The 11,611-nt window shown below is 70.0% G+C and carries 11 protein-coding genes; 1 reads left to right on the forward strand and 10 read right to left on the reverse strand.

Annotation, left to right across the window (positions count from 1 at the left end; translation table 11 throughout):
* On the reverse strand, positions 1–882 hold an 882-nt coding region (locus tag VNN10_01030; GenBank protein ID HXH20580.1), incomplete at its 3' end, for a hypothetical protein.
* Between the two features lie 199 nt (positions 883–1,081).
* Between VNN10_01030 and murA the strand changes: the two genes are divergently transcribed.
* Positions 1,082–2,356, forward strand: a complete 1,275-nt coding sequence (gene murA / locus VNN10_01035) for a UDP-N-acetylglucosamine 1-carboxyvinyltransferase (protein HXH20581.1) — start codon at positions 1,082–1,084, stop codon at positions 2,354–2,356.
* A 179-nt stretch (positions 2,357–2,535) separates the two neighbouring features.
* Here murA and VNN10_01040 read toward each other — a convergent pair whose 3' ends face one another.
* The 9 genes from VNN10_01040 to VNN10_01080 form a co-directional block, all read right to left on the reverse strand.
* Positions 2,536–3,024, reverse strand: a complete 489-nt coding sequence (locus VNN10_01040; protein ID HXH20582.1) for a GNAT family N-acetyltransferase — start codon at positions 3,022–3,024, stop codon at positions 2,536–2,538.
* A 272-nt stretch (positions 3,025–3,296) separates the two neighbouring features.
* Positions 3,297–4,397 carry a cell division protein FtsZ gene (ftsZ, locus tag VNN10_01045; GenBank protein HXH20583.1) on the reverse strand — a complete coding sequence of 367 codons (1,101 nt, stop codon included), beginning with the start codon at positions 4,395–4,397 and terminating at the stop codon, positions 3,297–3,299.
* Positions 4,398–4,599: 202 nt separating this feature from the next.
* A complete protein-coding gene (ftsA, locus tag VNN10_01050) occupies positions 4,600–5,862 on the reverse strand; it encodes a cell division protein FtsA (GenBank protein ID HXH20584.1) in 1,263 nt (420 codons plus the stop codon).
* Entirely contained in the window at positions 5,859–6,530 is a 672-nt protein-coding gene (locus VNN10_01055; protein HXH20585.1) for an FtsQ-type POTRA domain-containing protein, read from the reverse strand. Before VNN10_01055 ends, ftsA begins: the two co-directional genes overlap by 4 nt.
* An 88-nt stretch (positions 6,531–6,618) precedes the next feature.
* Positions 6,619–7,692 (reverse strand): D-alanine--D-alanine ligase family protein, encoded by a 1,074-nt coding sequence (locus VNN10_01060; protein HXH20586.1) that lies wholly within the window; start codon positions 7,690–7,692, stop codon positions 6,619–6,621.
* Entirely contained in the window at positions 7,685–8,629 is a 945-nt protein-coding gene (murB, locus tag VNN10_01065) for a UDP-N-acetylmuramate dehydrogenase (GenBank protein HXH20587.1), read from the reverse strand. The genes VNN10_01060 and murB overlap by 8 nt, the downstream gene beginning before the upstream one ends.
* A 1-nt stretch (position 8,630) precedes the next feature.
* Positions 8,631–10,100 (reverse strand): UDP-N-acetylmuramate--L-alanine ligase, encoded by a 1,470-nt coding sequence (gene murC, locus VNN10_01070; protein ID HXH20588.1) that lies wholly within the window; start codon positions 10,098–10,100, stop codon positions 8,631–8,633.
* Complete coding sequence (locus tag VNN10_01075; GenBank protein HXH20589.1) at positions 10,097–10,573, reverse strand: hypothetical protein; 477 nt, start codon at positions 10,571–10,573, stop codon at positions 10,097–10,099. Before VNN10_01075 ends, murC begins: the two co-directional genes overlap by 4 nt.
* A partial coding sequence (locus tag VNN10_01080) for a UDP-N-acetylglucosamine--N-acetylmuramyl-(pentapeptide) pyrophosphoryl-undecaprenol N-acetylglucosamine transferase (GenBank protein ID HXH20590.1) occupies positions 10,570–11,611 on the reverse strand: 1,042 nt, incomplete at its 5' end. The genes VNN10_01075 and VNN10_01080, both read right to left, overlap by 4 nt.

Here is an 11,611-nt window from a genome sequence, read left to right on the forward strand (position 1 = left end):
CGCCCTCGAGGTCATCCGGGCATCTGTCGAGACGGGCGAGCAGGTCGCCATCCAGATCGGCGAGCCAGGGCCCTCGTCCTGCGGGATGGCGGCGAAGGCAGCATTTCCCATGTCCTGTCCGAGCACTGAGGCCAGCCAGCCGGGCGAGAGCCCGTAGGTCTCGTAGCCGAGCGTGTCTTCCAGGCGTCCCGCTTGCGCCCTGTAGATGAAGTGAAGTGAGCGGCCTTCGGCAAGGGTTAGCGTGACGGGTAGGTCGCCGCTTGCCAGCGGCGCGACCGCGACCGGTGTCTCCCGGGGCACGAGGCGGCCAGGGACAGGCGGAGGCGGGACGGGCAGGCCGATGGACTGGCGCCAGAACCTCGCCGACTGCTCCTCGGAGAGGACATGCCCGCCGATCTGGATGGCGACCTGCTCGCCCGTCTCGACAGATGCCCGGATGACCTCGAGGGCGGCCGGCCAGGAGGGCAAGAGGCCGCGCTCGCCGAGACTGACGTAGCGGGCGAGGATCGCCTGCTGGCGTACGTCAAGGACGAGCCAGGTTGTCGTGCCGTCGGAGCGGGCGGCGCTGACGTAACCGCCCTCCGGGTAGTAGGTCGCGGTCTCGCCCGCGGGCCCGCGGACACCGGGTGTGCCCGGCATGAGTTGGGCCCAGTAGGGACTGCGGATGGTGTAGGCGCGGGCGGTCGTCTGCGGTGGCTCGCTGAGACGCGGCGGCGGGTTGAGGCGGCGCATGAAGGCGTCCTCGTCGGCGGGCGCGAGGCGGATCTCATAAGGCAGGGCGCCGCCAGAGATGTATGTGCCGCCGAGGGTGGCGCTGACCGATGCCCGGGGAAGGGCAAGTGAGGCGGCTGCGACCACGAGCGCGATGACCAGGTATCGCATAGGGGCTTCCTCAGGGTACTGTCCGGCGGGCGTACGGTCACTCGTCGCAGCCGTTTCCGGCATCGGCGCGAAGGCCGCGGCTAGCGGCCGCGGCGCCCCTTCCCGCATCGGCGCGACGAGACGACACAAGGGCGAGAGACCGAAGTTATTGCGGCCCTGAATGCGGTCAACTTATGCTGCCTTCGAGAGGAGGCAGAATTTGCCCGGCAGCGGCAAGCTCGTGATCGAGGGCAAGAAGCCGCTCAGCGGCCGGGTCCGCGTCAGTGGCTCCTCGAACGCCGCGGACGCAGCTTTCGCGGCCGCGCTCCTGACCGGCGAAGAGGTCGTCCTCGACAACGTGCCCGATATCGAGGACGTGCGCATGATGGGCGCCATCCTCTCCTTCCTCGGCGCCGAGGTCCGAAACGAGGGAGGAGGGCGCTGGCGACTCCGGGCCGACAAGATCGTCCGCTACGACGCGCCGAATGAGATCGTGGCGAACCAGAGGGCCAGCTTCCAGGTGATGGGGCCTCTGCTGGCGCGCTTCGGCGAGGCCGCGGCCTGTTCGCCGGGGGGCGATGTCATCGGCTCGAGGCCGCTGGACGTACACCTGGCCGGCTTTCGCGCCCTCGGCGCGACGGTGAGCCGGCGTGGGGAGCAGTACGTGGCGGAGGTGGCGCGCGAGGGTGACCGCCTGAAGGGGACGCGCGTCTTCCTGGACTACCCGAGCGTCACCGGCACCATGAACATCATCTTCGCGGCGGTCCTTGCCGAAGGGACGAGCACAATAGTCAACGCCGCCGTCGAGCCCGAGATCGTGGACATCATCGGCATGCTGAACTCCATGGGTGCGAAGATCCGCGGCGCCGGCCAGAGCATCATCGAGGTCGAGGGCGTGGCGGAGCTCCACGGCGCCCGGCACGAGATCATCCCGGACCGGCTGGAGACGGGCACCTTCATGATCGCCGCTGCCATCTCGCGCGGCGAGGCGGAGATCGAGGGCGTGGAGCCGCGCCACCTCGATGCGCTCGTGAGCAAGCTCACGTCTGCAGGGGTCGAGATCGAGGCCAGTGAGGGCGGGCTACGGGTCTGCGGCGACGTGCCCCAGTTCACGAGCGTGCAGGCGCAGGCGCTGCCCTACCCCGGACTGGCGACGGACCTGCAGCCCTATCTGGCCGCTTTCCTCACGCAGGCGCAGGGCGTGAGCGTGATCCACGAGCGCGTATACGAGAACCGGCTGCTGTACATCGGCGAGCTGCGAAAGATGGGAGCCGACGTGATCACAGCTGGCTCAACCGCGATCATCACTGGGCCTACGAACCTGTACGGCAGCGTGGTGCGCGCGCTGGACGTGCGCGCGGGCGGCGCGCTGGTGCTCGCCGGCCTCGCCGCCGAGGGCAAGACAGAGATCAGCGACGTCTACCACATCGACCGCAAGCACGAGGACCTGGCCGGGAAGCTGAGGGCGCTGGGCGCGACCATCGAGCGGGCATAACGGGTCCGGGTATCCGCTCCCGGGGGTGGCCAGGGGCCGAGAGTCCTCAAGTAACCTGGGCCGCATTTGCAGCATGAGCCATCCGACCGGTGGGCCGGATCGCCACGAGAGCGACGTGACCGGCGCGAAGACCGGGCGCGAGCGCTTGGCGGAGCCCGGGGGCCGTCGCTTGCGCGGCGTTACGCCGGACTGACGGCGAGGCGGCGGAGGGCTTCGCCTTCGAGGCGGTACGTTGTCCATTCGTCCATCGCCTTCGCCCCCAGCGACTTGTAGAAGGCAATGGAGGGCTCGTTCCAGTCCAGGACGGACCACTCGAGGCGGCCGTAGCCGCGCTCTATGCAAATGCGGGCGAGGTGCGCCAGAAGCGCGCGGCCGAGACCGCGGCGGCGGTACTCCGGAAGGACGAAGAGGTCTTCGAGGTAGAGGCCAGGCCTGCCAAGCCAGGTGGAGAAGTTCGGGAAGTACAGGGCGAAGCCGGCGTCGACGCCGTCGATGGCGGCGAAGACGACTTCCGCGGCCGGCCGCTCGCCGAAGAGCCAGCGGTCGAGGTCAGCCTCGGTCGCGACGACGGCCTGCGGCTCGCGCTCGTACTCGGCGAGGGCGCGGATGAAGCCCAGGAGCAAGGGGACATCGGCGCGGGTGGCGGGGCGGATGGAGACAGGCGGCATATCGAAGAGCGTAATCGGGCGCCGGTGAAGGCGCCGCCAGGCCGCCAGCCCTGGCCAACTGGCCGCCGCCACGGCGTCCAGGTGCGGGGCACGAGGTCACGAGGGTCAGTGGAGGCGCCGCGATAGGAGGAGGCCGGCTGCTCTCCCCTGATTGCCGCCGGCCTCCTGGTGTCCTTCCCTCTGAAGGACGGGGCTTGAGCTCCCCCTGGCTAGATCCATCGCCTCCTTTCGAAAGTCCTCCCTGAGGGAGGGACCTGCATCCACCCCCGCGCTCAGCGCGCTGTAACGCTGCGGCGCAGGAAGGTGGGGAGCTCCGTGTCGACGGCCGGCAGCACGTCGGGCCGGATGGGGCGTAGACGGTCCTCGAAGTCGCGCAGGTCATGCGTCGCGGCTTCGGGCTCGGCATCGCGCTGGGCCTGGCGGGCGCCGCTGAATCCAGTGGCGATTACAGTGACCTTGACCTCGTCGCCGAGCTCGGGGTCGAGCGCGGCGCCGAAGACGATCTCAGCGTCGGGCGCCACGACGTCACGGATGACTTGGGCGGCCTGGTTCACCTCCATGAGCCCGAGCGACTTGCCGCCGACGATGTTGAACAGCACGCCGCGGGCGCCCTCGATGCTGATCTCGAGAAGTGGGCTTGAGATCGCGGCGCGGGCGGCGTCGGCGGCGCGGTTCTCGCCGCGGCCGCGGCCGATGGCGAGCAGCGCCGGGCCCGCCTCGCTCATGATCTTGCGCACGTCGGCGAAGTCGAGGTTGATGATGCCGGTGAGGGTAATGACCTCGGAGATCCCCTGGATCGCCTGGCGAAGGACGTCGTCGGCGGTGCGGAAGGCGTCCTCGATAGAGGCCTTGGCATCGCAGATGGAGAGCAGGCGGTCGTTGGGGATGACGATCAGGGTGTCGACCTTTTCCTGCAGCGCCTCGATGCCCTCGTCGGCCCGCTCGGCGCGCTTCGTGCCCTCGAAGGAGAAGGGGCGGGTGACGACGCCGATGGTGAGGGCGCCAGTCTCGCGCGCAACCTCCGCGACGATCGGCGCGCCGCCCGTGCCGGTGCCGCCGCCCATGCCGGCCGTGACGAAGACCATCTCGGCGCCGCGGACCGCGTCCTTTATCTCGTCCCGGCTCTCCTCGGCGGCGCGGGCGCCCCGGGCGGGGTCGCCGCCGGCGCCGAGGCCCTTCGTCAGCTTGTCGCCAATGCGGATCTGCAGGTCGCAATTGACGTGAGCCAGTGCCTGACCGTCGGTGTTGACGGCGACGAGTTGGACGCCGTGTATCTTCTCGCCGGCCATGCGGTTGACCGCGTTGCAGCCGCCGCCGCCCACGCCGACGACCTTTATCGGTGGCAGTCCGTCGTAATCACGTATCGGTTTCATGGGACCTCCTTGTTCAACCGCACCGCCCGGCCTCTGGCCCCGCGCCCCGGCCTGGGTCGCGGGCGGGCCCCGGTCATGCATCTCGTCATCTTGCTGCCACAGGGAGCGCTGCAAACCTCACCCCCGGCCCCTCGCCACTCGCCGGCGAGGGCAGTGCTGCTTCGGCGCCATTCGCGACTTCGTCTTCCGCTCGTCTCAGGTTTCATTCGGGTAAGAGGACTCTGAACCAGGAGCCAATCTTCCGGAACAGGCCGTCGAGGGCCGTGGGGCCGGCTGGCATCCGCGCCGACATGACGAGTTCGTGCGCGCCGACGGCCCACTGCAGGAGGCCGACGCTGGTGGCGTAAGCCGGGTCCACCAGCTCGTCGATCAGGCCGAAGATGTGCTGCGGGTAGCCCACGCGCACCGGTAGGCCAGTGACCTGCTCGGCGAGGAAGTCGATACCGGGCAGGCGCGCTGTACCGCCGGTCAGGACGAGGCCTGCCGAGACCATGCGCGGCTCGACCGTGCGCCCGGCCTCCGTCATGACCATTTCCAGGATCTCCTCGACGCGGGCCTGCACGATCTCGCAGATCTGGCGGCGGGAGTAACTGCGCTGGCGCTCGGCGCCGAAGGACTCGATCTCGACCATCTGGTCGGCGGGCACGGTGCTGGGCAGGGCATGACCGTAGACCTCCTTCGCTTCCTCGGCGCTGTGATAGGGACAGCGCAGGCCGACCACGAGGTCCTTGGTGACGTGAGTACCGCCGACAGGGAGGGTGGCGGTGTGATGGATGGCGCCCTCCAGGTACACGGCGATGTCCGTGCTCCCGCCGCCGATATCGGCAAGGATGACACCCTGGCGCTTCTCCTCGCCGGTGAGGACGGCCTCGGCCGCGGCAAGCGGCTCGAGCACGAGCTCGTCCACCTGCACGCCGGCGCCCTCGACGACCTTGGTGACGTTGGCGATGGCGCTGGAGGCGACGGTGATGATGTGGGCCTCGACGTCGAGGCGCTGGCCGAACATGCCCAGGGGGTCGCTGACCATGTCCTGGCCGTCGACGACGAAGTAGCGTGGGACGACGTGCAGGATCTCGCGGTTCGAAGGGATGCTGATTATCTTCGCGCCCTCCAGGGCCCGCGCGATGTCGTCGCGCGAGATGGGGTGCGTGCGGTCCGGGACGGCGACGATGCCGCGGTTGTTGATGCTCTCGATGTGAGCGCCACCAATGCCGACGTGCGCCGAGAGGATGCGCGTGCCGCTGGCCCTCTCCGCCTTTTCGACGGACGCCCGGATCGCTTCCTGGGCTTCGCGGATGTTGTGCACCATGCCGCGGCTGATCCCCTGCGAGGGAGCGACGCCAACGCCGAGGATGCGCAGGGCCTGGCCCACGCCCGGCCCGGCCTCGATGCTGCTGACCTCACCAACGAGGGTGGAGACCTTCGAGGTGCCGATGTCGATGGCCGCGTAGGTGCCGGTCTTCACTGGTAGGTCACCCTCTCGCCGAAGCGCAGGTCGATGGCGGACGGCGTCCGGCCCGCGGCGCCGAGCTGTTCGAGCAACCTGGACAGCACCGCGAACTTGTAGTCGTAGGCACGGTCGTCGCCGAAGGTCACGCGCAGGCCGTTCGTGAAGACGGCGGTGATGCCGACGCCGGCCTTGTACTCCAGCTCCTTGACGCCGCGTCCGAGGACGGACGGCGACTCACGGAAAATGCGGTCGGCGAGGGCGATGGCGTCGGGGTCTACGCGGTCGCCGGGGCCCATGATCCTGCTGGCGCCGGTCTCGACGATGCGCGTGGAGGCGGCGGAGGGGGCGCCGGCAGCGAGGACGACGCCCTCGTAGTCGACGGGGTAGTCGCGGCCGCCGACGGACCAGTAGCCCCAGGGCACGCGCTCGACAACCCTGACCGTCACAGTGTTCGGCCAGTCGCGGGAAAAGCGCACGTCCTTGACCTGGGGCACTTCGAGCAGGCGCCTGCGCGCCCCGTGCAGGTCGAGACGGAACATGCTCTGGCCGGCAAGGCGCGTGATCTCGGCTACCGCGGCCGTGTCGAGGGTCTCGGTGCCGGTTACGCGCACCTGCTGGACGCGCGTGATGGGGAGATGGAGGGCGGCGTAGGTAAGGCCAGCCGCGAAGGCAAGGGAGATCACGGCAAAAGCCAGGAGCCAACGCGGGTGTCTGCGGTGGCGATTGGCTCTGGTCTTGCTGCTGTTTGACCGCCGGCGGGGGGTGCGGTCTTCAGGCAATACGCTTCTCCCTGTGCCGCTCGAGCGCCAGGTTGACCAGGCGCGTCACTAGCTCGCTGTAGCTTACCCCCGCCGCCTCCCAGAGGCGAGGGTACATGCTGGCGGGCGTGAATCCGGGAATCGTATTTATTTCTTCGATTATCAACGATCCGTCGCTTTTTAGGAAGAAGTCTACTCGGCTTAGCCCTTTTCCGTCGATCGCCTGGAAGGCGCGCAGCGAGAGGTCCTGGACACGGCGGACGACGTCAGCGGGCAAGTCGGTCGGGGCGATGACCTCGGTGGCGGGGTCCAGGTACTTGGCCTCATAGTCGTAGAACTCGCGGCGGTAGCGCACCTCGCCCACGGGCGAAGCCTCCGGGTCATGGTTGCCCAGTACGGCGCACTCGACCTCACGGCCGCTCAGCGCCTCCTCGACAAGGACCTTGGTGTCGCACTCGGAGGCGACCTGGATGGCGTCGAGGAGCTCTTCGCGATTGCGGACCTTTGACACGCCCACGCTCGACCCGCCGTTAGCCGGTTTCACGAAGCAGGGGTACGGCAGCCGCGCTTCGATCAAGCGGGCGCCGGCGCCGGGGTCGCGCTCCCAGTCGTGCAGGTGGACGATGGTGTGCTGGCCCACGGGCAGCCCGTCCGCGATGAAGGCTGCCTTCATGAGGGCCTTGTCCATGCCGATGGCGCTGGCGGCGACACCACAGCCGACATAGGGGATGTCGAGCAGTTCGAGCAGACCCTGGAGGGTGCCGTCCTCGCCATGGGTGCCGTGCACGAGAGGGAAGACGACATCGACGGCCGAGAGGGCCTCGATCCCGCGCTGAATCGCCGCCGGGCCGCGCGCCTGGCCCTCGCCGCCGCGCAGCGTCTTCTTGAAGGGCGGCTCCGGGAGGTCGAGCGCGGCTTTCGTCTCCGCTGCCGAGAGCCAGACGCCGGACTTCGTGACGCCGATGGGGACGACCTCGAAGCGCTTCCGGTCAGCGGCGGCAATGACGTGCTGGGCCGAGACGACGGAGACCTCGTGCTCGGTCGAGCGGCCGCCGAATATGACGCCCAGGCGCAGGCGGTCAGGCATCAGCGTCTCCGAAGCCCTCACCCACCAGGGCGACCTCGTTTTCGAGCTCGATGCCGAAGCGCTCGCGGACGCGACGCTGCGCTTCGCGCTTGAGCGCGGCGACATCGGCGGCGGTGGCGCCGCCGGCGTTGACCATGAAGTTGCAGTGCTTCTCGGAGAACTGGGCGCCGCCGATGCGGTAGCCGCGCAGGCCGACGGCGTCCAGGAGCTTCCAGGCCGGCTGGCCGGGCGGGTTCTTGAAGAAGGAGCCCGCATTGCGCCCTCGCGGCTGAGCGGCGAGCCGTCGCTGGTCGTACTCCCGCACCAGGCGGCGGAGGACGGCGGAGTCTCCGGGCCAGAGGGTGAACTCGGCGGCGATAACGGCCTTGCCAGCCATCAGGCCGCGAGTGAAGTCGCTGGCGCGATACACGAGGTGGAGGTCGGCCGCCGCAAGCTCCAGGTCGCCGTCGTCCGTGGCGATGACCACGCGCTGAAGGACGTCGGCCAGGCAGCCGCCGTAAGCGCCGGCGTTGTAGACGACGGCGCCGCCAAGGGAGCCGGGGATGCCGCAGGCCCACTCGAGGCCGGCATATCCGGCGAAGGCGAAGCGGCGGGCGATGGCCGCGAAGCTGCAGCCCGCGTCGGCGCGGACGAGATACGCGCCACCTTCGCCCTGCAGTCGTGGCTCGGTCAGGGTCTGGGCGCTGTTCCCGACGACGACGCCCCTGATGCCGCGGTCGCCAACTACGATGTTGCTGCCGGAGCCGAGGATGAAAAAGGGGACGCCGGCGCGGCGGCAAAGGCGCACGATGTCCGACACCTGGCGCGCCGACGAGGCGACGGCGTAGGCGTCGGCGGGGCCGCCGGCGCCGAAGGTCGTGTAGCGGCCGAGGGGCTCATCGAGCTTCACCGGGGCGATCGCTTCGAGGTCGCGGAGGAAGCCTGGCGAGAGCAGCATGCTAACCACCAGCGGCCGGGCGAGGAGCCTCGAGGGCGCCGCGCCGCTTGCGGAGGCGCTCGAGCACCATCGGCCCGACGGCGTCGACGTCGCCGGCGCCCACGGTGAAGAAGACATCCCCGGGCTGCAACTCCGCGGCGATGCCGTCGGCCGCGGACTCGAAGTCCGGGAAGTAGCCGGCCGCCGGCGATTCGACCTCATGTGAGAGCTGCTCGGCGGTCATCCCGTCGGCGATGGCCTCGCGGGCGGCGTAGGTCTCCAGCAGGTACAGGCGGTCGAAGCCGCGGAAGCAGGTCCGGAAGCCGTCCAGCAGGTAGCGGGTGCGGGCGTAGGTGTGGGGCTGGAACAGCGCCACCAGGCGGCGGCCGGGAAAGCGCTGGCGCGCGGCCGCGGCCAGGGTCTCGATCTCTGTCGGATGGTGGGCGTAGTCGTCCATCAGGGTGATGCCGGAGTCCTCACCGACCTTCTCGAAGCGCCGGCCGACGCCCCTGTACTCCGCGAGCGGGCCGCGGATTTCGGCCGGCGTCAGCCCGAGGGCCGAACAGGCGGCGATGGCAGCGAGGGCGTTGGAGACCATGTGCGCGCCGGCGAGGCGCGTCGAGAACTCACCCAGAGAGTCGCCGTAGCGCACAACCTCGAAGCGCTGCTCGGAGGCGGCAGCGATATCGCCGCTCCGCAGGATGCGCGCGTACCAGCCCGCGCGGGCAGCCACGCTCGAGGGCAGGCGGAGGTCGTGGCGCAGGCTGTAGGTCTCGGTGCTCACCCCGGGCGGCACGTGGCCGGCGAGCGCCATCGCGCCCGGGCTGTCGGCGCAGAGAAGGACGGTGCCGCCGCGGACGGTACGGGCCACGAAGCCCTCGAAGGCCTCGCGCAGGGCGTCCATGGTCTTGTAGTAGTCGAGATGGTCAGGCTCCAGGTTGAGGACCACGGCGACCGAAGGGCTGTAGCTGAGGAAGGCGCGGTCGTACTCGTCCGCCTCGACCACCACGTCCGGGCCGCCGCCGGGGGCCGCGTTCGTCCCGAGGTCGGCCACCTCGGCGCCGATGAGGTACGTGGGGTCGCGGCCGGCGCGGGCGAGGATGTAGGCGATGAGGCCGCTGGTGGTGCTCTTGCCGTGACTGCCCGCGACGCAGACCGCTCGCTTGCCGGCCATGATGCGGGCGACCATGTCGGCGCGCTTGATCACCGGCAGCTGGCGGCGCCGCGCCTCCGCCAGCTCCGGATTGTCCGCGGTCGCGGCGGACGTGGTCACGACCAGCTGTGGCCCCGGGTCAGAGGCGAGGTTAGCGGCATCGTGGCCGATGTAGACTTTCGCCCCAAGGCGCTCGACTTCGTCCGTGAGGTGCGAGCGGCGCAGGTCGGAGCCGCTGACCTCGTGTCCCCAGGCGAGGAGGATCCGGGCGATAGCGGACATGTGCATGCCGCCGATGCCGACCAGGTGGACGCGCTGGGGGATGCTCTCGGAGGTCACTCCTGCCTCCCGGCGAGCGCTTCGAGCTCCGGCATGTGGTCGCGATAGTGGCCGCCGAGGCCGGGGAAGTAGGCCGCGTTCGCGGCCGCCTCCTCGTCCGTGACGGTCTCGATGATTTCGAGCAGGCCCGCGTGGGCGGCGTCGCAGCGCAGCAGGACCTCGTCGACGGCCCTGTCCCTGGCCCACTCGGCCTCGCGGGCATTGTGCTCGTAGTCCCGCGGCCAGCTGTCGGCTGGCACATAGCCGCTGCCAAAGGCCCAGCCATCTGGCAACGTCTCGCCGCGCAAACCGATCGTTATCCAGCCGACGGCGGCTTCGTCCCAGAAGGCGATGGTGCTCAGCATCTCCTTGGCGGTCCAGCCGGCCGGGGTGTTCTCGTCCAGGCGGGGACGCAAGGACTCCGCGAGGTCTCGGAAGGGACGCCAGGAGCGCTCGATGTCATCACGGATGCGGCGCGCGGCTTCGCCCGTCATGCTGGCACCGCCTCTCGCACGGCCGCCATTTCGGCGACGAGGCCGGCCAGGTTCGCCGCGGCGTCAGGGCGCGCGAGCCGCGCCAGCGCATCGCGCATGCGCTGCAGCCGCTGTCCGTCGGCCAGGAGTGAGGTTATGGTGGGCTCGAGGGCGTGGTCGAGTCGGGCCTGGGGGAGCATGACCGCGGCGCCCTCGCTCTCCAGATAGCGGGCGTTAGGGCTCTGGTCCCAGCCCTCGTACTCGCCGGGGACGAGCACGGCGGGCAGGCGCGTCGCCGGTAGTTCACCGAGAGTCGATGCTCCGGCGCGCATGACCGCGAGGTCGGCTGCTGCCATGGCCAGCGCCATGTCCTCGTGGAGGTAGGAGTACAGCCTCCAGCGTGCGGCGAGCTCCGGCGCCAGCCGCGAGCGCTGGGCCTGGAGCCAGGCCTCGTCGGCCTGGCCGCAGAGATGGACGATCTGGCCTCGCTCGAGGAAGGACGGGGCGAAGGCGGCGATGGCCCTGTTGATCCGGTTGGCGCCGCTGCTCGCGCCCGAGACAAGGAGCACCGGCCGCGCGCGTTCGAGGCCGAAGTGCGAGCGGGCAGCGTCCCTGTCGACGCCGAAGAACTCGGGGCGGACCGGGTAGCCGGTCACGACAGCCTTGCCGCGGGGCACGGACCCGAGGGCAGGCTCGACCGTCACGGCGATGCGGTCGGCGACACGCGCGAGGGCTTTCACGGCCATGCCGGCCTCGACGTCGGGAAGGAAGAGGAGGAGGGGACGCTTGAGCAGCTTAGCGGCCAGGCCCACCCCGGCGCTGCCGTAACCGCCGGTCGCGAAGACGATGTCGGGGCTGAAGGCGCGAAGGATGCGAACGGCCTGCGCAGTGCCGGCGGCAAGCGAGGCGGCGCCCCGCGCGGTGCCCGGCAGCGTGCCGGTGCGCAGGGGGCGGGCGGTCACGGCCTTGAAGTCGATGCCTTCGCGGGCCACGAGCTCCTGATCGATCTTGCCGCGGACGCCCACGTACAGGATGGTGACCGGCCAGCGCTGCATCAGG

It is taken from the genome of Dehalococcoidia bacterium (assembly GCA_035574915.1).
Classification (GTDB): domain Bacteria; phylum Chloroflexota; class Dehalococcoidia; order DSTF01; family WHTK01; genus DATLYJ01.

Bases quoted from the DNA above. Each gene is read 5' to 3' on its own strand.
- VNN10_01040 (HXH20582.1), bottom strand. From the start codon at position 3,024: ATGCCGCCTGTCTCCATCCGCCCCGCCACCCGCGCCGATGTCCCCTTG.
- ftsZ (HXH20583.1), bottom strand. From the start codon at position 4,397: ATGAAACCGATACGTGATTACGACGGACTGCCACCGATAAAGGTCGTC.
- VNN10_01060 (HXH20586.1), bottom strand. From the start codon at position 7,692: ATGCCTGACCGCCTGCGCCTGGGCGTCATATTCGGCGGCCGCTCGACC.
- murB (HXH20587.1), bottom strand. From the start codon at position 8,629: ATGCTGCTCTCGCCAGGCTTCCTCCGCGACCTCGAAGCGATCGCCCCG.
- VNN10_01075 (HXH20589.1), bottom strand. From the start codon at position 10,573: ATGACGGGCGAAGCCGCGCGCCGCATCCGTGATGACATCGAGCGCTCC.